Genomic DNA, 23,143 nt, shown 5'->3' with positions numbered 1-23,143 from the left:
CCATGACCTCTTCTTCATCTTCTTCAAAAAACACCCATCAATTGCGTCTTGGTCTGTTTGTGCAGCCGCTCGGGCATCATGTCAGTGGCTGGCGCTTAACTGAAAACCTCGGTTCGCCGACCGATATCGACTGGCTGACGTGGATCGCCAAAAAAGCCGAAGAGGGAAAATTTGATATGTTCTTCATTGGCGATGCCCTGGCAACCAGCGTCTACCGTTTGCCGTCTACCATGGCGCGGCTCGAACCGCTGACTCTGCTGTCGGCACTGGCAGTGCAAACCCGCCATATCGGGCTGGCCGCCACGGCTTCAACGACATTCAGCAATCCGTTTAATCTGGCACGCAGCTTTTCTTCTCTTGATCACATCAGCCACGGCCGGGCGGCGTGGAACGTGGTGACGTCGTTTTCAACGGATGTGGCGCGCAATTTCAGCCGTGACGATATGCCCGCGCATGCTGAACGTTACGCCGTAGCACATGAGTTTCTCGAGGTGACGTTCAAACTGTGGGAAGGCTGGCAGGAAGGGGCGGTGCAGCCGGACAACGCCAGCGGCCAGTATTTCGTCAATGAGAAAATCAATTCGGTGAACCATCAGGGCAAGTATTTTCAGGTACAGGGGCCGCTGAATATTACCCGTTCGCCGCAGGGGCGTCCGGTGATTATCGAAGCGGGTTCTTCTGCTGACGGCCAGAAACTGGCAGCGGCCACCGCCGAAGTGGTATTTACCGCTGCCGCAACGCTGGAAGAAGCACAGACGTTTTACCGTGCGCAGAAACAGCAGGTGAAAGAGGCCGGACGTAACCCGGAACATGTGCTGATTTTGCCGGGCGTAATGCCCATTGTCGGCCGCACACGGGAAGAGGCGCGCGAAACCTGGCGCGAACTGAATTCGCTGGTAGATATTGATAATGGCATCCGCCAACTGTCCACCCGCTTTAATATGGATCTGAGTGTGTTTCCGCTCGACGGGCCGGTGCCGGATGTGCCTGCCGGTGAAGGTAATCAGAGCCGTGTGAAACTGCTGACCGATCTGGCGTATCGCGAAAATCTGACCTTACGTGAACTGGCCGCAATTGCTGCCGGTTCGCGTGGGCATCGCGTGCTGATCGGTACGGCGGAAGATATCGCCGATGATTTCCAGCATTGGCTGGAAGAAGGCGGGGCAGACGGTTTTAACATCATGCCTGCAGTGATGCCGGAACAGCTTTCGCTGTTTGTTGAGCTGGTGATCCCCGAATTGCGTCGTCGCGGGTTGTTCCGTGAAGAATATGAATTCAGCACGCTGCGTGAAAACCTCGGTCTGCCTGAGCCTGACTTTACCCCTCAGTCTTAACTTTAGCGTCGATGACGATTTCTTTGTCAGGCCGCGTTCAGCGCGTGTCACTTTCCGCTAATGCGGCGGAGAAACAGCACCCCAATGACCTGAAAAAAGCCGGAGTGGATATTTTGAATCTCACCACCGGCGAACCGGATTTTGATACACCCGATCACGTTAAACAGGTGGCATACGAGGCGATTGCGCGTGGCGAAACTAAATACACGCCGACGCCGGGGACTCCGGCGTTGCGTGAGGCACCAGAGAAACATCGGGACAGGCACCTAAGCCGAGGTGGGATTCTTTACCATTGAGACGATATTTGAGATACCAGAGACGTGACTCGAAAGGTACAGGCCATGATAATCGGAAACTTTGAAAGGTTGAGCGGATGGTTTTAAGCTGCGGATTGTAGTGTTGAGACATATGGCGCTCACACCATAATCGAACTGACATGACCCAAAAGCAAACCACCAATCTTTCCCGATGCGGAGGGGGAATGAAAATGCATCGGGAAGGATTTTCACGCTAACTTTTTGAATCTAATTCGTATAAAGATTCGTGAAGATGCATGAAAACATAAATATGGCTCCTCTGACTGGACTCGAACCAGTGACATACGGATTAACAGTCCGCCGTTCTACCGACTGAACTACAGAGGAATCGTGTGAACGGGGCGCATAATAGCGAGGCCGCCGGGGCTTGTAAAGCCTGAAAAAACGCATTTTGGCGCGTTTGCTGCAAGAATGCCCAACCTGCTGCATTCTTGAGTGGTTGGACGCGCGCCGGCAGGCAACATTGCTTCTTTTTGGTGCAGCGGGCCGCCGCCGCCGGCGTTTGCGCGCATATCGCCGCCGCTGGAGGTTGTCGCTTTTCCCTTTTTTTTTAGCCTGTTGGCGACGTTATTGGTTTTTCCCCCTGATTATGGCCCGGATCTTGCTGTGGGGTTAACGTTGTTCTTTTGCGCATAACGGGGGCTCCATGAATTTCAGACGTCTTAAATATTTTGTCAAAATCGTCGATATCGGCAGCCTGACGCAGGCAGCGGAAGTGCTGCATATTGCGCAACCGGCGTTAAGCCAGCAGTTGGCGACGCTGGAAGGCGAACTCCAGCAGCAGCTGTTGATTCGCAGCAAACGCGGCGTGATGCCGACCGAGGCGGGCAATATTCTTTATGCCCACGCGCAGACGATTCTGCGCATGTGTGAGCAGACGCAGGCCGCCGTCAGTAATATCGGGCTGGCGGTCAGCGGGCAGGTCGCGCTTGGTTTCGCATCCGGCTGCGCCGCCGCGCAGCTGGCGACGCCGCTGCTGCAGGCGATGCGCGATGCGCACCCCGGCATTCTGCTGCGTCTGCATGAAGATACCGGCCCGGCGCTGACCGATCAGGTTGCCAGCTGTGCGCTGGATATGGCGGTGATATACGGCGCAAAGGCGCCGCAGGGGTTCAACACCACGGTGTTGGCGAAGGAAGATCTGTATCTGGTGGCGTCGCGTTCGGTACCCAACCCCGGTGACTACATCGATCTGCGGGCGCTGGCGCGGCTGAACCTGTTTTTACCGCACCGGGGAGACAGCGTGCGCGATCAGGTGGAAGACGCGATGGCGGTGCGTAAGCTGGCGCTGAACGTGGTCGGTGAAATTGAATCGCCGACCATGCTCAGCGCCGCCATCGCCGGGGGACTGGGGGCGACCATTCTGCCGGAGTCCGCCGCGCGGGCGCTGACCGGCCCGGCCAGAGCCTGGATGGCGCGCATCAGCAACCCGTCGTTGGCGCTGCCCTTGGCGCTGTGCGTGTCCGTTCAGCAGCCGCTGTCTGAAGCGGCGCAGGCGGTTAAAGCACAATTATTGGCGATGATTACCGCGCCGAACCAGCCGAAACGCGCGCTGACGCTGGTGCAGTAACGCCGCCAGGCGACTGTTTCTTCCTACCTTTCCCCGGCAGCGGACGGCGCAGGTTGCCTTCCGCACGTCTTTTCTGAATTGTTGCGCCCTGCGTGGCGCATTCTTTGTTCCTCTGCCAGCCTTATTGGGCCGCGGTTGGCGGCATAATAACAATCAAACAGAGGGATGGTATATGGAAAAGCTCTGGGGGCATCCATCGTTACCGGTCAAAACCCGGCTGTCGCGGCTGTATGTCGCGCTGGCGGCGGCGCTGACGCTGGCCGGTACGGTCGGCGCGGCCTATGCGGAAAACATCAATGTCGAAAACGGCGAGAAGCGGATCAGAGAGGTGGACGGCGCCGGATTCGGTAAGGTCAGCGGTAAGGGCAGCGAGTGGCGGGTCAGTGATGTACTGTCGATCAGCGCCGGGCTGTATGTGCTGGATGGCGGTGTGATGAGCATCGGCCGGCTGGATTCGGCAGGCTCGATTGTTGGCACTAACCGTTCGACGGAAATTGTCGTTAGCGGCAGCGGTTCGCATCTGCAAATAGAAAGTTATCCGAGAATTGAAATCCTCTCTCTGTCCGATCATGGCCGTTTTAGCAGCGCGAGTGATAGGTTAGAGATCCATGGCGGCCTGATAATAGGCAGTCGCGGCACCCTGGATGGCCATGCGCAGGATGATGAAGATGTGGTGGAGAAAGGGTGGGATATTTTTACCCTGGGGGAAGCACAGGCGCCCGGCATATTGGATCCTAATATCGTCGTCTTCTTTGATCGTGATACATATTTGGGCGGGCGCTGGAACTCCCTCATCTTCAACCATACTGCGGATGACTATCAGTTTGTCAACAGCGTCAGGGACGACGAGGGACATGCGTCAATAGCCAATTTTGCCGGCAATACCACCATGTCCGGCGACCTCAGTGAGTTCCACGGCGATATTTTCGTTAAAGGCGGCAAGCTGACGATTAACTCTGATGTGGGGCGCTACAAGAGTGATCCTCCTTATCAAGGTTTATACGTTGAGCGCGGCGGTACGCTGATCCTCAACGGCACCATCGGGGGATTTGGACGCGGCATCGGTTTTACCACTTCACTGTTTGTTGATCCCGGCGCGAGGCTGGGCGGCGATGCGACCATCGGTCGTACGATTATCGAGGGCGGCGGCCATATTGCTCCCGGCGACGGCAGCACGGGCAAGTTCGACATCAACAGCTATCTGACCTTTAAAGACGGCGCGTTTTATGACGTGGATATCGCCGCCGACGGCCGCAGCGATACCATGGCGGTGGTCGGTCAGACGACGATCGGCAACAACGTGAAGGTGCTGGTGAATATGCTGGATCCCTACACCAGCTATCAGGATGAACAGACCTACCGCATACTCACCTCCGAAAAAGATATTGCCGGCATGTTCAGCGAAGCGGTGCTGGATTCGGCCTTTCTGGAAGCGACCTTTAAACGCGGCCAGCAGTTTATCGATCTGCTGATTAAACAAATTACCCCCGGCGGTGATGTGACGCTGGACGGCGATCGCCACGTTTCCCAGTCTGTCTCCTATGCCGGCGCGGTCAGTATGGGTCAGGATAAAGCCAGCAAGTGGTTGATAGACGGCGGTACGTTCAGCGCTAAAAAGCTGATTATCGGCTCTGAACGCCAGTCGCAGGCGGCGGTGCAGGTGGAGAACGGGGCTAAATTGGTGACCGAACGGGCAAGGATCGACTACGGTCTGGATGATGCCGACTATCAACACCGGCCGATGGCGACGATCAGCGGTAAAGGCAGTGAGTGGCAGGTCAACGACTGGCTGTCGCTCGCCGGCAAGTTGGACGTGCTGGACGGCGCGCAGGTGAAGGTTGGCGATCTGCTGGCCTCTGAACGTCCCGCCGAGGCGAAAAAATCTGCGGAAATTTACGTCAGCGGTGAAGGCTCGCATCTGCACACCCGGGGAACTACCGACGCCGATGTGCTGGCGCTGGCAAACGGCGGGCGCTTCAGTAACGATAATAAACAGTTAACGCCGCGCAGCGCGCTGGTGATCGGCAGCCGCGCCTCTTTTGACGGCTATTCGGCGGATGGCCCTTACGGCCACGAGATCTGGCCGCTGCCTACGCTGGGCGAGGCGCAGGCGCCCGGCGTGATTGACCGCGATATTGTGATCACCACGCCAACCGACCATCGGGGTATGCGGGGGTCGATTATTTTTAACCATACGTCGGACGACTATCAGTTCGCCAATACCATCATCGGCAGTGGATCGATGGCCAACGTGGCCGGGCAGACCACGCTGACCGGCGATCTCTCGCAATACGGCGGGCGCATTTTCGTTAAGGGCGGCAAGTTAACGATTGACGGTGATGTAGGCACGAACGTGGAGGAGTCCGAAAAACTACAAGGGTTGGCGGTAGAGAACGGCGGAACGCTGCTGCTTAACGGTAATGTGGGGCATATCATCGAGGTTTCTCCAGGGTTTACGGATTTTTCAACGGCATTGTTCGTAGGCAGCGGCAGTGTACTGCGCGGTAATGCGACGACAGGCCGGGTGAGTATCGGGCGCGGAAGCCATCTTTCCCCCGGGGATCCTGACAATAACGCTATCGGTCAATTTATCATTAAGAGTAATTTGGGCTTCAATGAGGGCGCGTTTTATGACGTTGATATCGCCGCGGATGGCCGCAGCGACTATGTGAGGTCACAGGGCGGCGCCTACATTGATAAGAACGTCAAGGTATTGGTCAATACCCTCGATCCGCACACCAGCTATCGGGATGGGCAAACCTACCGCATTCTGACCGCCGGCGGCGGCGTTAACGGTATGTTCAGTGAAGCGGTGCTGGACTCGGCCTTTTTGGACACGGAGTTGACGCGCGATCATCAAAACGTCGATCTGACCATCCGGCAGAAAGAGACCGGCGGCGGTGGTGACGACGGCCATAGCGGCGGCGGTGACGATGGTCATACCGGCGGCGGTGATGACGGCCATACCGGCGGTGGTGATGACGGCCATAGCGGCGGCGGTGACGATGGTCATAGCGGCGGCGGTGACGATGGTCATAGCGGCGGCGGTGACGATGGTCATAGCGGCGGCGGTGATGACGGTCATAGCGGCGGTGGCGACGACGGCGATAGCGGCGGCAAGCCGGACGCGCCGGGCATCTTCCAGACGGTGGCGACCAGCGACAACCAGTGGAACACCGCCGGGGCGCTGAGCTCGCTGGCGCAGCAGGGGCCGTCGCTCGGGCTATACAACGCGCTGCTGATGCTGAACGCGGCCGAGGCGCGGGATGCGTTTAACCAGCTGTCCGGCGAGCAGTATGCGTCGGTGCAGGCGAGCCTGCAGCAGAGCGGCACGCTGGTAGGCAGCGTGGTGAACCAGCATATGCAGACGATGTTCGACGGCGACAGCCTGACGGTGCCGCCGCTGGCGATGAGCCTGGTGCAGAGCCCGGAGCGCGAGCGCAACGGGGCCTGGGGTCAGATGTTCGGCAGCTGGACGCGCAGCAAGGGCGACGGCAACGTCGGCAAGCTGGACAGCAACACCGGCGGTTTCCTGGTGGGGGCAGACCGTGAGCTGAGCGACGGGGTGCGGGCGGGCGCGTACGCGGGCTACAGCCGCACGCGTTTCGACGTAGATAGCCGGGCGTCGTCGGGCCACAGCAACAACTACCATCTGGGCCTGTATGGGGCGGGTCAGCGCGATGCGCTGGCGCTGCGCGGCGGTGTGGGCTACAGCTGGCACCGGATAGAGAGCGAGCGCAACGTGGGCTTCGGCGGCTATCGCGACCGTCTGACGGGGGATTACGACGGTAATACGTTGCAGGCGTTTACGGAGCTGGGCTACCGGCTGCGCTATGAAGCGGCGAGCGTGGAGCCGTTCGTCAACCTGAGCTACGTGCGTCTGCATACGGATGCGGTGCAAGAGCAGGGCGGCGCGGCGGCGCTGAGCGTGAAGGATGAAACGATGAACACCTTCTACTCGACGCTGGGGCTGCGCGGTGCGACGGATATCCCGGTGTCAGGGGTAGACGTAACGCTGCACGGCAAACTGGGCTGGCAGCACGCGTATGGCGATACGGACACTTCGGCGCGGATGGCGTTCGCCAGCGGCGACAGCTTCACCAGCAAGGGTGCGCCGGTGGACAAGGACGTGGCGGTGGTGGGCGTTGGTCTTGATGTGCCGCTGACGCGTTCAACGCGGATCGGGGTATCCTATCAGGGGCAGTATGGCTCTCAGCAGCAGGCCAACTCGGTCAATGCACAGCTGACGGTCTCGTTCTAACCCGCCGTATTTACAGGTGCGGGCTGCCGGATTCTCCGGCAGCCCTTTTTATTTCAAACAATCCTATTCTGAATTCCGGCGCCCGCGTGGCGCATTCCCCGTTCCTATGCCAGCCTTATTGTGCCGCGGTTGGCGGCATAACAATAATCAAACAGAGGGATGGTATATGGAGAAGCTCTGGGGGTATCCATCGTTACCGGTCAAAACCCGGCTGTCGCGGCTGTATGTCGCACTGGCGGCGGCGTTGACGCTGGCGGGTAATATCAGCGCGTCCTATGCGGAAAATATTAAGGCAGAGGATAGCGTGGGACGCGCGGGCGATATTAACCCGATATATGTGAACGGCGCATTTATTATCGGCAGCCTGGATGGTACTCCGTCCCAGGATGAAAACGGTAAGGTATGGCGGCTGTCGACGTCGGGGCCGGCGCAGGCGCTCGGTGTGCTGGATGCCGACATCGTGGTGGATACCGATACGTATAATATGGGAATGTCGAATTCTATTAGCTTTAACCATACCACAGATGGTTACCGCTTTGTGAATGCCATCATCGGCGACGGGACAATAGCGAATGTTGCCGGAAATACGGAGTTAACCGGCGATCTCAGTCGTTATAACGGGCACATTTTCGCCAAAGACGGCAAGCTGACGGTTAATACCGATATCGGCACGGAAGATGACCTGCTGATCAGAACGCAGCATCTCTATGCCGAAGATGGCGGGACGTTGATCCTTAACGGCACGATAGGGAGATTTGCGCGCAATATCGGTTTTTCAACCTCACTGTTTGTTGAACCCGGCGGCATACTGGGCGGCACCGCGACCATCGGCCGCACGGTGGTGGAGCGTGACGGGCATTTTTCCCCCGGCGACGGCGGCATCGGCAAGTTTGATATCAACAGCTATCTGACCTTTAACGACGGCGCGCTCTATGATGTGGATATCGCCGCCGACGGCCGCAGCGACAGTACGGCGGTAGTGGGCCAGACCACCATCGGCAAGGACGTCAAGGTTCAGGTTAATGCCCTTGACCCGCATGCCAGCTATCAGGATGGACAAACTTACCGCATCCTCACGTCTGAAAAGGATATCGACGGCACGTTCAGCGCTGCGGTGCTGAAGTCGGCGTTTTTAGACGCGACGCTTGAGCACGGCAAGCAGTTTGTCGATCTGATCGTGAAGCAGCTCGGGGCCGTCGGCGATGTGATCCTGGACGGTAGCCGGCATATTTCTCATTCGGTCTCCTATGGCGGTACGGTCAGCGTCGGGCAGAATCAGGTCAGCGATTTACTGATTGACGGCGGCACCTTCAGCGCTAAAAACCTGGTGGTCGGCTCCGAGAGCCAGCCGCAGGCGACGGTGCGGGTGGAGAACGGCGCCCACCTGGTCACCGGCGATGCCACGGTGAGCTATGGGCCGGACGATACCGACTACCGATACGGCCCGAAAGTGGCCGTCGCCGGTAAAGGCAGCGAATGGCAGATTGCCAACCGGCTGGCGCTGGCCGGCAAGCTGGATGTGCTGGACGGTGCACAGGTGACGGCCGGCGAGCTGGCGGTGGCCGACCGGCCCTGGAACGGCACAAAAAGCGCGGATATTTACGTCAGTGGTGAAGGCTCACGCCTGCATTCTCAGGGGCGCAGCGACGTTGATGTCCTGTCATTAGCTGACAATGGCCGCTTCAGCAACGACGGCGGCAAGCTGGCGCTGAAAAAGGCGCTGGTTATCGGCAGTCGCGCTTCTTTTGACGGCTATGTGCCCGCAGATGGTGATAACAGTTGGACGCCGCCTACGTTGGGTGGGGCGCAGGCGCCCGGGCTACTCGATCCGGGCATTGCCCTGACCGCGCCGACCATTATTTTTAACCATACCGCAAGTGATTACACGTTCGCCAATACTCTCACCGGCAGCGGCGTGATGGCTAATGTCGCCGGTCAGACGACGTTGACCGGCGATCTCGGCAATTACTTCGGCGATGTGTTCGTCAAGGGCGGCAAGCTGACCATCAATACCGATCTGGGCACCAATCCTGATTATCAGCTGTTAAAAGAGCATAAACTGCGCGTTGAAGACGGCGGAACGCTGATCCTTAACGGTACGATGGGAATGTTTGCCCGTAATGTCGGCTTTTCGACCTCACTGTTTGTTGAATCCGGCGGCGTGCTGGGCGGCGATGCGACCATAGGCCGCACGGTGGTGGAAAACGGCGGCCATCTTTCCCCCGGAGACGGCGGCATCGGCAAGTTTGCTATCAACAGCTATCTGACCTTTAACGACGGCGCCTTCTACGACGTGGATATTGCCGCAGACGGCCGCAGCGACAGCACGGCGGTCGTGGGCCAGACCACCATCGGCAAGGACGTCAAGGTCCAGGTTAATGCCCTTGATCCGCATGTCAGCTATCAGAATGGACAAACTTACCGCATCCTCACGTCTGAAAAGGATATCGACGGCACGTTCAGCGCCGCGGTGCTGGACTCGGCGTTTTTAGACGCAACGCTTGAGCACGGCAAGCAGTTTGTCGATCTGATCGTGAAGCAGCTCGGGCCTGTCGGCGATGCACTTCTTGACGGTAGCCGGCATATTTCCCATTCGGTTTCCTATGGCGGTACGGCCAGCGTCGGGCAGAATCAGGTCAGCGATTTACTGATTGACGGCGGCACCTTCAGCGCCAAAAACCTGGTGGTCGGCTCCGAGAGCCAGCCGCAGGCGACGGTGCGGGTGGAGAACGGCGCCCACCTGGTCACCGGCGATGCCACGGTGAGCTATGGGCCGGACAATACCGACTACCGATACAGCCCGAAAGTGGCCATTGCCGGTAAAGACAGTACATGGCAGGTAGCCAACCGGCTGGCGCTGGCCGGGGAGCTGGACGTGCTGGACGGTGCACAGGTGACGACCGGCGAATTGGTGGTGGGCAACCATCCTTGGGACAGTACAAAAACGTCAGAGATTTATATCAGCGGTGACGGGGCGCACCTGCACTCTCGGGGATACAGCGGGGTGGGCGTGTTGTCATTAGCCAACAATGGCCGCTTCAGTAACGATGGCAGTAAACTGGCGCTGAATACGGCGCTGATTATCGGCAGCCGCGGCTATTTTGACGGTTATTCGCCTACGGATGTCAATGGTCATGAGATCTGGAATCTGCCGGCGTTGGGTGAGGCGCAGGCGCCAGGCATCCTGGACCCGAACATTGTGGTGGATACTTTAACCTACAACATGGGCATGCAGCGTTCCATCATCTTTAATCACACTGCAAGCGATTACCAATTTGCCAATACCGTCAACGGTGACGGCACGATGGTTAATGTGGCCGGCCAGACCACGCTGAGCGGAGATCTTACCGGATACAATGGGTATGTTTTCGTTAAGGGCGGCAAGCTGACGCTCAATGGTGACATGGCGACCAACATTAGTTTTTACCCAAGGTATCAGGAACTGCGTGTGGAAGATGGCGGTACGCTGATTCTTAACGGCACCGTGGGTGCTTTTATCGAACAATCACTGGGTAACCCGGGTTTTTCCAGTTCGCTGTTTGTTGAATCCGGCGGCGTGCTGGGCGGCAATGCGACCATTGGCCGTACGGTGGTAGAAAGCGGCGGCCATCTTTCCCCCGGCGACGGCGATATAGGTAAATTGACCGTCAGGAGCTATCTGACCTTTAAGGATGGCGCGTTCTACGATGTGGACATTGCCGCGGACGGTCGCAGCGATACGGTGGGGATGCAGGGTGAAACGACTATCGGCAAGGACGTTAAGGTGCTGGTCAATGCCCTTGACCCGCACACCAGCTATCAGGACGGACAGACCTATCGCATCTTAACCTCTGGCGACGGTATTAAAGGCATGTTCAGCGAAGCGGTGCTGGACTCGGCCTTTTTGGACACGGAGTTGACGCGCGATCGGCAAAATGTCGATCTGACCATCCGGCAGAAAGAAACCGGCGGCGGTGACGGCGGCCATAGCGGCGGGGGTGATGACGGTAATACCGGCGGCGGTGACGATGGTCATAGCGGCGGCGGTGACGATGGTCATAGCGGCGGCGGTGACGATGGTCATAGCGGCGGGGGTGACGATGGTCATAGCGGCGGGGGTGACGACGGTCATACCGGCGGTGGCGACGACGGTGATAGCGGCGGCAAGCCGGAGGCACCGGGCATCTTCCAGACGGTGGCGACCAGCGACAACCAGTGGAATACCGCCGGAGCACTGAGCTCGCTGGCGCAGCAGGGGCCGTCGCTCGGGCTGTACAACGCGCTGCTGATGCTGAACGCGGCCGAGGCGCGGGATGCGTTTAACCAGCTGTCCGGCGAGCAGTATGCGTCGGTGCAGGCGAGCCTGCAGCAGAGCGGCACGCTGGTAGGCAGCGTGGTGAACCAGCATATGCAGACGATGTTCGACGGCGACAGCCTGCCGGTGCCGCCGCTGGCGATGAGCCTGGTGCAGAGCCCGGAGCGTGAGCGCAACGGGGCCTGGGGCCAGATGTTCGGCAGCTGGACGCGCAGCAAGGGCGACGGCAACGTCGGCAAGCTGGACAGCAACACCGGCGGTTTCCTGGTGGGCGCAGATCGTGAGCTGAGCGACGGGGTGCGGGCGGGCGCGTACGCGGGCTACAGCCGCACGCGTTTCGACGTCGACAGCCGTTCGTCGTCAGGCCACAGCAACAACTACCATCTGGGTCTGTATGGTGCAGGGCAGCGCGATGCGCTGGCGCTGCGCGGCGGTGTGGGCTACAGCTGGCACCGGATAGAGAGCGAGCGCAACGTGGGCTTCGGCGGCTACCGCGACCGTCTGACGGGGGATTACGACGGCAATACGCTGCAGGCGTTTACGGAGCTGGGCTACCGGCTGCGCTATGAAGCGGCGAGCGTGGAGCCGTTCGTCAACCTGAGCTACGTGCGTCTGCATACGGATGCGGTGCAGGAGCAGGGCGGCGCGGCGGCGCTGAGCGTGAAGGATGAAACGATGAACACCTTCTACTCGACGCTGGGGCTGCGCGGTGCGACGGATATCCCGGTGTCAGGGGTAGACGTAACGCTGCACGGCAAACTGGGCTGGCAGCATGCGTATGGCGATACGGACACTTCGGCGCGGATGGCGTTCGCCAGCGGCGACAGCTTCACCAGCAAGGGTGCGCCGGTGGACAAGGACGTGGCGGTGGTGGGCGTCGGTCTCGATGTGCCGCTGACGCGTTCAACGCGGGTCGGGGTGTCCTATCAGGGGCAGTATGGCTCGCAGCAGCAGGCCAACTCGGTTAATGCACAGCTGACGGTCTCGTTCTGATTTATCCGCGACAGGATGACGGAAGATGATCGTTAACGCCCGATGATGCCATCGGGCGTTTTATTTTGTAGACACGGCAGTGATAAAAAACCGCCGAGGAGGGGAGATTTCAACGGCGGTTTATCGTTAAGGGCGCATTATTCTACGTTTATGGCCAGTTCGCGTTCTGCCCGTGATTTATGGCTCCAGATAAACGACAGCGCCATCAGCGCGGCGAATAACAATATCGTGGCGGTCATGGCGCCGGTCATGCCCAGCGATGCGGTAAGCAATGAGGCGACGCTGATGGAGACAAACGCCACCGTGGTGACCATAAAGCCGAGCGAGCTGGCGCAGGCGCCGGCCTGGTTGGCGAAATGTTTAATCAGATAGGCAGAACCGGTGGGCACCAGGAAGCCGTTACCGAAGGTGATCAGGCAGAAAGGCGTGATAATCTTCCAGGCGGAGGTGATAGGGATGAAAATGGGGGTGATAAACAGCAGCGCCGCGCCGGTGCAGCCCAGGATAATCCCGGCCCGCATACAGCCGCCGTCACCCAACGACGGGTACAGGCGTTTGGCCACTTCGGTACCGGCGATAAACGTCAGGGCAATGGGCAGGTACATTAGGCCGATCGTGCTGGCGGAATAACCGATATGCGACAAAATAAACGGCAGCAGCGATAAAAACACCAGGTACTGGGTAATGCCGCAGGCGATCGCGCCGGCATGCCCCATAAAAAAGCGGCTCGACAAGAAGGAACCGTAGCTTTTCAGCACCCGTGAGGCAGAGAAGCGGCTGCGGTTAGCCGGCGCCAATGATTCCCGATAGATAAACAGCGTCCAGGCGAGCAGCGCCAGCGTCAGGGCGAACAGCAGCCAGAACACCATTTTCCAGCCAAATGCGGCGGTCACGTATCCGCCAATCAGCGGCGCCAGCGCCGGCGAGAGGCCGCCCAGGGCCATCATCATGGTGAATAATTTCTGAACCTCATGCCCCTCAAAGAGATCGACAATCATCGGTTGCCACAGAACATAGGCCGCGCAGCAGCCAATGGACTGAATCAGGCGACACAGCAGGAAAACTTCGATGCTGGTCGCATACAGGCAGCCCAGCGTGCCGGCCAGAAACAGCGCCAGGCCGACCACCAGCGGCGCTTTACGCCCCAGTTGGTCGGAGAGGGCGCCGTAGAACAGCTGGCCGAAGGAGAAACCGGCCATATAGATGCTCAGCGACAGGCCGACATTGCCGGCATTGGTCTGATAAAACTGCTGAATATTGGCAAGCGCCGGCAGGTAGAGATCGGAGGCAAACAGCCCGATCGTGGACAGCAGCGCGACGTAAACCAGAAACAGAACTTTCTTTGTACCTTGCATGGTAGCTCTCATCATCAAATTAAACGGTGCCCGGCCGCTTGCGGCCTTAAGGCATTTACCAGGTAACCGGCAGCGCTTTCAGGCCGTATAGCACCATCTCGTCGCGATAGGCCAGCGATGTCTGCGGCACGGCGATCGACAGATCCGGAATGCGGGTGAAAATGGCGCGGAAGGCGATGGCCAGTTCGGCCCGGGCGAAGTGCATGCCCAGGCATTTATGGATGCCGTGCCCGAAGCCCAGTTGGGTTTTTTCGCAGCGGTGCAGATTAAAGGCGTCCGGCTGCTCAAACACCGTTTCATCACGGTTGGCCGAACTCAGCATGATCAACACGCCTTCACCCGCTTTGATGTGCTGGCCGCCGATCTCCAGATCCGCGGTGGCCGCGCGCGGCAGACCCGCGTGGTTGATGGTCAGGTAACGCACCAGTTCATACACCAGGTCGTTGCCCAGCGACGGATCGGCAAGGAACGCCTGGCGTTGCTGCGGGTTATTGATCAGCGTCACTACGCCCAGCCCCATCGCCAGCGCCATCGTGTCGTAGGCGCTGAGCAGCAGCAGGGCGGCCAGACCGACAATCTCGTCATGGCTGGGCTGGTTATCGGCCTGGGCTTTGCGGATCAGTCTGCCCAGTAAATCTTCGCCCGGCGCCTGCTCTTTTTCCGTCACGATACGGTCAAAGTAACCCATAAGCTCAATCGCCGCCTGCTCCGCCTGGGCGGGCGGCGTACTGCGATCCAGCACGGTGTCGGTGCGGCTTTGCACAAAGGGATGGTCCGCCACCGGCGTGCCCAGCAGTTCACAGATGATTTTGGCCGAAGCGGGAACGGCGAACGCCTTCACAAAGTCGACCGGGGGTTGCAGCGCCAGCATCTCCGTCAGCTGCTGGTCGATAATGGCGGCCATCCGTGGTTTTAGCTGCTCAACGTGCGAGTTGAGAAACTCCTCGGTGACGGATTTACGCAGGCGGGTGTGGTCCGGCGCATCAAGCTGGAGGAAAAAGCCCGGCGGAGGCGGCACTTCGCCGGAAATATAGGTCGGGAAACCGGTGCTGCGGGGGTCGGAGCTTAACCGGCGATCGCTCAGCGCTTGTTTAACATCATGATATCGGGTAACCAGCCAGGCAAAATCGCCGCGCGGCGTTTTTACCCGGACGACCGGGCACTCCTGGCGAATAAAACGGTACTCTTCCGGCGGATTGAACGGACAGGCGCGTTTGGTAGGCAAACATTCCAGATGTGGGACGCTATTCATCATTTTCTCCCGGCCGTTCAGGCCGCCGTTTTCTTCAGTTCACGCGCTAAAAAGGCGTGCAGTTGTTCAACGGACGGGTTATCCCACAGAGTGGTGGGATCCAGCTCCAGGCCGAGATGATCCTCAATTTCGCCGATCAGGGTCAGCGTAAACACGGAATCCATGCCGTAATCGGCAAAGTTGGCATCCTCTTTGATGGCCGCAGGCGCCAGCCGGCAATAGGTGGCGACGCGTTCGATCAGCCAGTGTTTCAGGTCGTTTGCAGTAGCGTTCATGATTTTTCCTTACTCATTGTTTTTTGGTTTTTATTGTTCTGCGCAAAGCGCATGGTCAATCTCGCGCCATAAGGCGTGCAGCCTTGGCCCGATCTGCGGGTGTTCAACCAGCGTTTGCTCGCTGGCGTCCGGCAAGACATACGGCGCTTCCAGGGTGGCGCACGGGCTGCAGGCGTCTATCTGCCGGCAACCCATGATTTGCAGCGTTTCCGCCAGCTGCGCCTGCGCCAGTTCCGCGCGGATGGAAATATTCGGGAACGCCAGCGGCTTATCGAGCAGCTCGCCGCTGCTGACAATCCAGTCCAGGGCGTTTTTCATCACGCCGGTGACGCCGTGGGCATACTCCGGGCTGACCAGCAGCAGCAGATCGGCCCGCGCCAGGGCGCTGCGCCAGTGGACGACGTTGGGATCGCGCGTCTCCTCGTTGTCTGCGTTAAACAGCGGGATCGCATCCAGACGCGTATAAATTTCAAAATTCAGGTGTGCGGGGCGTACGCGGTCCATCGCGCGTAAAAACAGGCTGTTTAACGAGGCGGCGCGCAGGCTGCCCGAAACGCCTAAAATATGAAAGGTCTTGCTCATACAACTAACTCTCCCAACCCTGTAGCGGGTATTGCATCAAATCGAAACTGACCTGCCGCTGGTAGGCGTCGCGCAGATAGTCGAACACCCGATCGCTCTGCGCCTCCGACAGCCCGTCGTCGGCGTTCAGTTGCAGGTGCGTCAGCTGACGCTTCACCATCAGCTGCGTCAGCGGCAGCGGTAGTTTTTGCGGCATGGCGCGGTGCCAGGCCAGGCAGGCGGCAATGGCGATCAGACCGGCGTACAGCGCGCTGAGGCGGTAGTGGCCGGCCGGCGCGGCGGCGGAAATATCACGCGGGTCGAGCGCCTGCAGGTCGCGCAGCAGCTGCGATCTGGCGGTGATGACCCGCGTCGCCAGCGCGTCATCCAGCAGCGCGGCGTTGTGCAGCAGGCTGTCCAGCAGCGGGTCGCGTCCGCCTGGCGCCACCTGAAGGCGGGCGAAATCGATAGGCTCTTCAATCGGCGTTTCCGCAGCCAACTGCGGCGACAGCTCGGCCGGCTCGGCGACCGCGGCGGTTTTTCGCGCCAGCATAAACAGCAGCGGCAGCAGCGTCAGCTCGCAGGCCGGGCGGCCGATATGCGCGAAGCCGGCGGGTTTGACGTCGCGCAGCAATTTCTGGAACAGGCCGTACTCGCCGTCGGTCTGGTAAAAACTGGCGCCCAAGTGGTCGGCCAGACGATTCATGGCGCCGATCAGCAGTTTAGGCACGACAATCTTGACCGCCGGGGCATACAGACAGCAGAACGCCGGGTGAAGGTGAAGCGCGCGGGCGCTCAGCCGGCTGAAGCTGTCCGCCAGCAGCAGATCGAGCAGGGCGTTGCTCAGGATTTGCCGCGCGGCGGGAAACTCAGCCAGACAATGGCCGTATAAATGTCGCTGCAGGCTAAAACGCGTCGCCAGACGCAGCCCGGAATCGAGAATACCGACAAACATCCCCGGCAGCAGGGTGCGCGTCACCTGGAAGGAGCGCATGGCGGTTTCCAGCGCTTTGCCTTCCTCACCCATCAGCAGTTGATCATCGGCCATCGCCGGTAGGCGGACACGTTCGCAGCGGATGCCGCCCAGCTGTACGCCGCGCATTCCCACGCTTTGATGGCGGGGTAAGTCCTGCAGCGCGCCGGCGGGCAGCTGCGCCCGGGCAACCAGTATTTGCGTGTGGCTGCGGCTGCCGGGCTGCGGCGAGGTGCGGGCGAAGGCGACGAAATGGCTGCAGCGGGCAATATTGGAGGTGACCTGCTTTTCACCATCCAGTACCCACTGCCCGTCCTGCCGCGTGGCGGAGAAGGCGACCGCCGTCAGATCGTTGCCGTGCTCCGGTTCATAATAGGAGCAGGCCAGCTTTTCATTGTCGCGCAAGGCCTGAGCGACGGTCTGCTGCTGTGTCGGCGAGCCGATCGCCCAGATATTGCAGCAGGCGATAAAGCTGCTGCCGGCGTAGCCCAGCCCCAGGCAGGGATCTTTACGGTACAGCACCCGGAACAGATCCATCAGGGTATCCATGCCGCGCCACTGCCCGCCCAGCGCCGGCGGAATCAGGCACCGGCTGAACCCCAGCGCATCGAGCCGGGCTTCGCCCTCTGCCCACATGCTGTCGGCGTTGTCCGCGGCCAGGACTTTAGCGGACCAGCCGGCGTAAGCGTCGTCGCCGGATGGCGTTAACCCGCGTTCAAGACGGGCGACGGTCAGCGTATTGTCAACGTTCATGGTGCGCTCCCTGCGATAAAAGGGTGTCGTCGTCACCGCACGGATGCTCGGCGAACGACTGCTTTAACGACGGCCAGGCCGCGTGTTGTTCCGGGCCAGCGGCCAGATCGAGATGGCGGGCGATCAGGTGCAGGCACAGCGGCAGCCAGTGGCGGCGGCGGCCAGGCGCATGCTGAAGCGCGGGGTTATTGAGCCAGAACAGCAGACAACAGGCTGCGATAAACAGCCACTCGTAGCGCTGCAGCCCCTGTAGGACCGGCTGTGGAACCGCCGGCCAGGCCAGCGGCGCGGCGGCCAGCTCGTCGACGGTTTGCCGGCTGACGCGCAGAAGCTCGCCGAGCAGGGCGTTTAGCCCCATATCTTCCGCAGCCTCGGCATGCCGTTGCTGCAGGCGCTCAATCAACGCCGGCAGGGCCTGCACCAGTGAACAGCCGTTGCGGGAAAAGATGGTCAGCGACGCCAGCGGCAGCGCTTCCGGCTGCGGGGCGTCCAACTGCGCCAGCTGGTCCAGCGCGGCGAGATCCGCCGTGCCTTTTTTGAAGTGTCTGATCAGCGTCGGCAATTGCGGCACCAGGGCGACGCGGTTCACTATCGTGCTGCCGTCGAAGATGGGCACAATTTGGTGATCGCGGATTAATTTCTGGAATGCGCCGCCGGCATACAGGTCGCTGACAAATCCCCGGGCGCCCATCTGCTCTTCGAGCCGCGTGAGCTGCTGAGCGACCAGGCTGGGGATCGCCGCTTTCGCCAGGGCGGAGATCACGCTCATTTCCTGCGGCAGGTAACCGGCGTGGCGGGCGGCGACCCAGGCGGTCACCTCCGACAGCCAGGCGACGGTCGTCGATTCAGCCAGCAGCGTCTGCACCGTATCCAGTTCTATCATTCGCCGGCCATACAGCCGGTGTTGCTGAACCAGTTCAAGGGTCAGTTTGATGCCGGCGTCCAGCGCGCCGACCGACAGGCCGCAGCAGGCAGTGCGGGTGAGCTGGAGCGCGCGCAGCGTCAGTTCAAGCCCCTGGCCGGCTTCGCCGACCAGCGCTTCCGCCGGCAGGGGGGCGTCCTGCCACCGCTGGCCGCTGATATCGGCGCCGCGGATGCCATAGGTGTTCACTTTGTCGAGGTGACGCCAGCAGCCGGGCGGCAGCCGGCGCGTATCCACCAATAGTACGCTTAGATTGCGCGCACCGCCGGGAGCGTCGCCAGTGTTCGCCAGCACGGTAATAATGTGGCCGCGCGTGGCATTATTGATCAGCCACTTTTCTCCTTGCAGACGCCAGCCTGACGCCTGGCGGGTTGCCGTGGTTTGCGTCGCCATCAGATCGGCGCCGCGGCCGCGCTCCGTCAGGCCCCAGGCCAGCGGCTCATGGGCCAGCAGCGCCTGGCGGATCTGCGCGATCTGCTGCGGCGTGCCGCCGAGCCAGACGCAGACGGCGCCAAGGAAGGTTTTTCCGTGCCCGATGGCGACGGTGAGATCGATGCCCGCCAGCGCGCGCCAAAGCTGCGTGATTTGCTCAAGGCCGCGCAATTTCCCGCCATGCTGCGCCGGCAGATAGAGCAACTGCGCGCCCTGCCGGTTTAGCCAGGCGACCGTTTCCGCCGGGAAGGCGGCGTCGTTGTCCTGCTGCATCAGACGTTCGCGGTTGCAGGCCTGTTCCGCCTCCTGACGCCGGTCCGCGGCGTCCTCGGCGCTCAGTGGCGCGGCGTGAACCGGCGCCAGCGCCTGTAATAGTTTCTCCATCAGGCCTCCCCGGCGCTGTGCGCCGGCTGCGGCCGGCCCAATGCGTCGCTGGCGGCGTTGGACAGCCACTGATGACGCGTGCGCAATGTCTGCTCGAAGAAGCGCTGTTTCATCGCCGTGCGCTGGATTTTACCGCTGGTCGTCCGGCTGACTTCGCCCGGCGGCACCAGAATCACGGCGGCGAGCGGCGCGCCCCATTCGCTCTGCACCCAGCTTTGGATCTGCGCGCTGAACTGGTCGAGTTCGGCATCGTTAAATGAACCGGGTAATTCATGGCAGACCACCAGCGTTTCCTGCGCCGCCGCCAGGTTAACGCCGAAGACGGCGCCGTAGCGTCCCGCCAGCGACGGAAACTGACGGCGCAGACCGTGTTCAATATCCTGCGGATAGAGGTTTTTACCGTGAGTGATAATCACCTCTTTGATGCGCGCGCTGACGAAGATCTCGCCCTGTTGCAGGAAGCCGATATCGCCGGTGCGCAGATAGGGCCCCTGACCGCATGCGGTATAGGCGGCGAAAGTTTCTTCGGTGGCCTGCGGCTTATTCCAGTAGCCTTTGGCGACGCTGCCGCCCTGGAGCCAGATCTCACCGCTTTCGCCGGCATCGAGCAGCCGACGGCTGTGGGGATCGACAATTTTCACCTCATAGTGTTGCGCCGCGCCGCAGCTGACGAACCGGCGCGCGGGTTTGCCGGCTTCTTCCTGCCGGACGACGATGCGCGGCGGGCGCGGCGGCGCGCCGGAAATAAACACCGTACACTCCGCCATACCGTAACAGGGCTGCATGGCGCTGGGCTTAAAGCCGGCGGCGCGGAAATAGTCGGTAAACTCGGCGATGGTGTCGGCCTGCACCGGCTCGGAACCGTTGATCAGGTAATGCAGCGTGGAGAGATCCAGCGCGCTCAGCTCGTCCGGGGTGATGCGACGGCGGCAGAGTTCAAAGGCGAAATTTGGCGCGCAGGAGTGGTTGATAGCGAAGCGCTCAATCATCTGCAGCCAATGCAGCGGTCTTTTCAGGAACTGGGTGGGCGTCATCATGTAGCAACTGCTGCCCAGCAGCAGCGCCGGCAGCAGCTGCGCCATCAGTCCCATATCATGGTACTGCGGGATCCAGCCGCCGAAGCGGGTGTCATCGGCATAACCCAGCGTCTGCTGGAAGCTGGCGGCGTTATGGATCAGGTTGCCGTGCGTCAGCATCACGCCTTTAGGATCGCCGGTGGAGCCGGAGGTGTACTGCAGGAGCGCCAGTCCGTCGCGCGTCGGCGATGGCAGCGGCAGCGACCGGCACGGCGCGTCATCCCGCAGGGCGATAATCTGCACCGGGCAGTGAAGCGCGGCCTGCTCAAGCCAGGCCTGAACGGCCGTTTCGTCCTCCGGCGAACACAGCAGCGCCGCGATGCCGGCGTCGCGCATGATGTTGTTCAGACGTTGGCGCTGGTGCTGATACTGGGTCGGCAGCGGAGAAGGCACCGCGACCATACCGGCGTACAGGCAAGCGAGGAAGCCGACGGCAAAATATTCGCTGACCGAGGTCGGCAGCAGGATGCGGCTGCCCGGCGCGCAGGTATCGTGCAGGTCGGCCGCCAGATGCAGCGCCGAGTTACGCAGTTGTCGGTAACTGACCGGGCGATTTTTTTCATCGCGCAGCGGATGGTTCACCCTCATCAGCGCCAGGGCGTCAGGGGTTGCGGCCGCGTGATGATCCAACGCCGCCGGCAAGGTGTTAAAACGAGGGGGAGTAAGCGTCATGAGCAGCAGCCTCCGCAGGTGGCAATTACGTCGTCCGGTGCGGGCAAAAAGCCGCTGGCAATAAAGTAATCAACGTAGCGGTTGAGTAACGCCTGATCGAGCGGCTGGGCGGCAATGCTGCTGCCCGCGAGCGCCCGGCTCAGGTTGCTGTAGTCATAATGCGGGTTCGCCCCCTCATCGCCGGCGTCTTTAGACGGCACGTCCTCGCCGAACAGTGAGAAGAATTTACCCAGGGCGTTGTCCTCGCCGTTTTCCAGCGCGTTGGCCAGCCGCTGATACCACTGCGGATAGCTGACGGCATCCAGCCTGAAGCCGTAGACGCGCAGCATGTCGATAACGGCGCTCCAGTGTACGGGGGCCGACTGCGTCAGGTGATAAATTTGATTCTGCTCCCCGGCGGACAGGGCGATATGCGCGACGGACTGCGCGCAAAAGTCTACCGGCGAGATTTCCAGCATCACGTCAAACGGCAGTGCGGTTTGCAGCTGAATACAGCTTTTAATGGCGGCATTCAGGTAGGTGTCGGTTGAACAGGCGCCGTTGCTCTGAGCGCCGGTGATTTGTCCCGGACGGTAAATACAGAACGGCAGGCCGCGCTCTCCGGCCAGCGTAATCAGCCGTTCGGAGACCCACTTGGTTTGCCGGTACCCCCCGGCCAGACCGTCGGGATGCGCGAGCGGTTCTTCGCGGAAAGCGTGCTCGCCTGGCTTGCCGGGAAACACCGACAGCGAAGAAATATAGTGCAGCGGCTTGATGCGCTGCGTGCCGGCCAGTCGCAGCACTTCCAACGTACCCAACACGTTGGTGGGCTTTAACTGACGGTACGGCATGGCGTAACTGGAGATCGCTGCATTATGCACGATCATCTCAATATCCTGGCACAGGTGCCGCCAGGTGGCTTTATCCACGCCTAAATAAGGCCGGCCGACGTCGCCGGGAATGCCGACAATGCGCATTTCATCGCCGGGCTGCCGCAGGCCATACTGCTGCAGATTGCCCAGAATGCGCTCAAGCGCCTGTTGAGGATCGTCAGAGCGGACGATCACCCACAGCGTGGCCTGGGCGCGGTCGAGAAACTCCCGCAGCAGGAACGCGCCGGTATAGCCGGTGCCGCCGGTGAGCAGAATATGGCGGAAATCGCGGGTTATCGCCGGCAGGGCGTCCGGCTGAACGCGGATATCATCCGGCAGCCGGGCCTCCGCCAGCAGTTCGCTGTCGCTGAGGTTCTGCAAACCGGTCGCTGCGGTGCGGTGCTTGCCCTTGATATAGGCGGCAAGGGCGGCGACGGTCGGGTTTTTAAACACGTAACGCAGGCCGATCGGCGTATCAAACAGCCGGCGTACTTGCGACACCATCTGCACCACCGACAGGGAATCGCCGCCCAATTCAAAGAAGCTGTCTTCAATGCCGACCTGCGAGACGGACAGCACCTCCTGCCAGATCCGGGCGATTTTTTCCTCATGCTGGTTGCGCGGGGCGATGTACGCCTGCTGGCTGCGTTCATTTCTGGACGGCGCGGGCAGGTGTTTACGATCTATCTTGCCGTTGGGCAGCTTAGGCAGTTCAGACAGCACCACAAAATGTGCGGGCACCATCGCTTCCGGCAGTACGTCGCGAATAAAGTCGCGCAGCTGTCTGGCGACCTCGGCGTCATGCTCCTGCGCCAACGGGTTGTTCGAGAGTGTGGTCGATACGGTCATGGTCAGTTTTTTTTCCATG

At 60.5% G+C, this 23,143-nt stretch carries 13 protein-coding genes, 1 tRNA gene and 1 pseudogene; 5 read left to right on the top strand and 10 right to left on the bottom strand.

Annotated elements, in window-relative coordinates; translation table 11 throughout:
• The first annotated feature begins 2 nt into the window (after positions 1–2).
• Positions 3–1,334: an LLM class flavin-dependent oxidoreductase gene (locus I6G83_RS21930; protein ID WP_054307232.1), complete on the top strand. Its 1,332-nt coding sequence runs from the start codon at positions 3–5 to the stop codon at positions 1,332–1,334.
• 11 nt (positions 1,335–1,345) lie between these two features.
• Entirely contained in the window at positions 1,346–1,630 is a 285-nt protein-coding gene (locus I6G83_RS21925; RefSeq protein ID WP_371851008.1) for an aminotransferase class I/II-fold pyridoxal phosphate-dependent enzyme, read from the top strand.
• Here I6G83_RS21925 and I6G83_RS23605 read toward each other — a convergent pair.
• Together I6G83_RS23605 and I6G83_RS21920 are read right to left on the bottom strand one after the other, a co-directional pair.
• Positions 1,578–1,744, bottom strand: a pseudogene (locus I6G83_RS23605) (Arm DNA-binding domain-containing protein); the annotation flags it as partial. The gene I6G83_RS21925 and the pseudogene I6G83_RS23605 overlap by 53 nt on opposite strands.
• A 158-nt stretch (positions 1,745–1,902) precedes the next feature.
• Positions 1,903–1,978: transfer RNA gene (locus tag I6G83_RS21920), tRNA-Asn, on the bottom strand.
• Positions 1,979–2,297: 319 nt separating this feature from the next.
• On the opposite strand from I6G83_RS21920, the gene nac reads away from it, so the two are divergent.
• The 3 genes from nac (at position 2,298) to I6G83_RS21905 (ending at position 12,769) form a co-directional block, all read left to right on the top strand.
• On the top strand, positions 2,298–3,221 hold the full coding sequence (gene nac / locus I6G83_RS21915) for a nitrogen assimilation transcriptional regulator NAC (protein WP_015672978.1): 924 nt from the start codon (positions 2,298–2,300) through the stop codon (positions 3,219–3,221).
• Between the two features lie 172 nt (positions 3,222–3,393).
• Positions 3,394–7,482: an autotransporter outer membrane beta-barrel domain-containing protein gene (locus I6G83_RS21910; protein ID WP_062779071.1), complete on the top strand. Its 4,089-nt coding sequence runs from the start codon at positions 3,394–3,396 to the stop codon at positions 7,480–7,482.
• Positions 7,483–7,648: 166 nt separating this feature from the next.
• Entirely contained in the window at positions 7,649–12,769 is a 5,121-nt protein-coding gene (locus I6G83_RS21905) for an autotransporter family protein (RefSeq protein ID WP_062779074.1), read from the top strand.
• 137 nt (positions 12,770–12,906) lie between these two features.
• On the opposite strand, the gene I6G83_RS21900 is transcribed toward I6G83_RS21905, so the two are convergent.
• Genes I6G83_RS21900 through I6G83_RS21865 form a run of 8 tightly spaced genes read right to left on the bottom strand, consistent with a single transcriptional unit; the run spans position 12,907 to position 23,142 of the window.
• Positions 12,907–14,124, bottom strand: coding sequence for a multidrug effflux MFS transporter (locus tag I6G83_RS21900; protein WP_232238934.1), 1,218 nt, complete (start codon positions 14,122–14,124; stop codon positions 12,907–12,909).
• 55 nt (positions 14,125–14,179) lie between these two features.
• Positions 14,180–15,379 (bottom strand): cytochrome P450, encoded by a 1,200-nt coding sequence (locus tag I6G83_RS21895; RefSeq protein ID WP_054307529.1) that lies wholly within the window; start codon positions 15,377–15,379, stop codon positions 14,180–14,182.
• A 14-nt stretch (positions 15,380–15,393) separates the two neighbouring features.
• Positions 15,394–15,651: an acyl carrier protein gene (locus I6G83_RS21890; RefSeq protein WP_054307530.1), complete on the bottom strand. Its 258-nt coding sequence runs from the start codon at positions 15,649–15,651 to the stop codon at positions 15,394–15,396.
• A gap of 30 nt (positions 15,652–15,681) precedes the next feature.
• The gene (locus tag I6G83_RS21885; RefSeq protein ID WP_054307531.1) at positions 15,682–16,233 is read right to left on the bottom strand and encodes an NADPH-dependent FMN reductase; all 552 of its coding nucleotides are present in this window, start codon (positions 16,231–16,233) and stop codon (positions 15,682–15,684) included.
• A 4-nt stretch (positions 16,234–16,237) separates the two neighbouring features.
• Entirely contained in the window at positions 16,238–17,938 is a 1,701-nt protein-coding gene (locus I6G83_RS21880; protein WP_054307532.1) for an acyl-CoA dehydrogenase family protein, read from the bottom strand.
• The gene (locus tag I6G83_RS21875) at positions 17,928–19,676 is read right to left on the bottom strand and encodes an acyl-CoA dehydrogenase (protein ID WP_232238933.1); all 1,749 of its coding nucleotides are present in this window, start codon (positions 19,674–19,676) and stop codon (positions 17,928–17,930) included. Before I6G83_RS21875 ends, I6G83_RS21880 begins: the two co-directional genes overlap by 11 nt.
• A complete protein-coding gene (locus I6G83_RS21870; protein WP_054307533.1) occupies positions 19,676–21,424 on the bottom strand; it encodes a fatty acyl-AMP ligase in 1,749 nt (582 codons plus the stop codon). The genes I6G83_RS21875 and I6G83_RS21870 overlap by 1 nt, the downstream gene beginning before the upstream one ends.
• Positions 21,421–23,142 (bottom strand): thioester reductase domain-containing protein, encoded by a 1,722-nt coding sequence (locus I6G83_RS21865; RefSeq protein WP_054307534.1) that lies wholly within the window; start codon positions 23,140–23,142, stop codon positions 21,421–21,423. Before I6G83_RS21865 ends, I6G83_RS21870 begins: the two co-directional genes overlap by 4 nt.
• Position 23,143: the final 1 nt, after the last annotated feature.

It is taken from the genome of Serratia rubidaea (assembly GCF_016026735.1).
Classification (GTDB): Bacteria; Pseudomonadota; Gammaproteobacteria; order Enterobacterales; family Enterobacteriaceae; genus Serratia_B; species Serratia_B rubidaea.
Note: the sequence above shows the minus strand (reverse complement) of the source record. Positions and strands in the feature narration are given on the sequence as shown.

What these genes read in the sequence shown, in the direction of transcription:
- I6G83_RS21930 (WP_054307232.1), top strand. Translation starts at nt 3, where the DNA reads ATGACCTCTTCTTCATCTTCTTCAAAAAACACCCATCAATTGCGTCTT.
- I6G83_RS21925 (WP_371851008.1), top strand. Translation starts at nt 1,346, where the DNA reads ATGACGATTTCTTTGTCAGGCCGCGTTCAGCGCGTGTCACTTTCCGCT.
- nac (WP_015672978.1), top strand. Translation starts at nt 2,298, where the DNA reads ATGAATTTCAGACGTCTTAAATATTTTGTCAAAATCGTCGATATCGGC.
- I6G83_RS21910 (WP_062779071.1), top strand. Translation starts at nt 3,394, where the DNA reads ATGGAAAAGCTCTGGGGGCATCCATCGTTACCGGTCAAAACCCGGCTG.
- I6G83_RS21905 (WP_062779074.1), top strand. Translation starts at nt 7,649, where the DNA reads ATGGAGAAGCTCTGGGGGTATCCATCGTTACCGGTCAAAACCCGGCTG.
- I6G83_RS21900 (WP_232238934.1), bottom strand. Translation starts at nt 14,124, where the DNA reads ATGCAAGGTACAAAGAAAGTTCTGTTTCTGGTTTACGTCGCGCTGCTG.
- I6G83_RS21895 (WP_054307529.1), bottom strand. Translation starts at nt 15,379, where the DNA reads ATGATGAATAGCGTCCCACATCTGGAATGTTTGCCTACCAAACGCGCC.
- I6G83_RS21890 (WP_054307530.1), bottom strand. Translation starts at nt 15,651, where the DNA reads ATGAACGCTACTGCAAACGACCTGAAACACTGGCTGATCGAACGCGTC.
- I6G83_RS21885 (WP_054307531.1), bottom strand. Translation starts at nt 16,233, where the DNA reads ATGAGCAAGACCTTTCATATTTTAGGCGTTTCGGGCAGCCTGCGCGCC.
- I6G83_RS21880 (WP_054307532.1), bottom strand. Translation starts at nt 17,938, where the DNA reads ATGAACGTTGACAATACGCTGACCGTCGCCCGTCTTGAACGCGGGTTA.
- I6G83_RS21875 (WP_232238933.1), bottom strand. Translation starts at nt 19,676, where the DNA reads ATGGAGAAACTATTACAGGCGCTGGCGCCGGTTCACGCCGCGCCACTG.
- I6G83_RS21870 (WP_054307533.1), bottom strand. Translation starts at nt 21,424, where the DNA reads ATGACGCTTACTCCCCCTCGTTTTAACACCTTGCCGGCGGCGTTGGAT.
- I6G83_RS21865 (WP_054307534.1), bottom strand. Translation starts at nt 23,142, where the DNA reads ATGGAAAAAAAACTGACCATGACCGTATCGACCACACTCTCGAACAAC.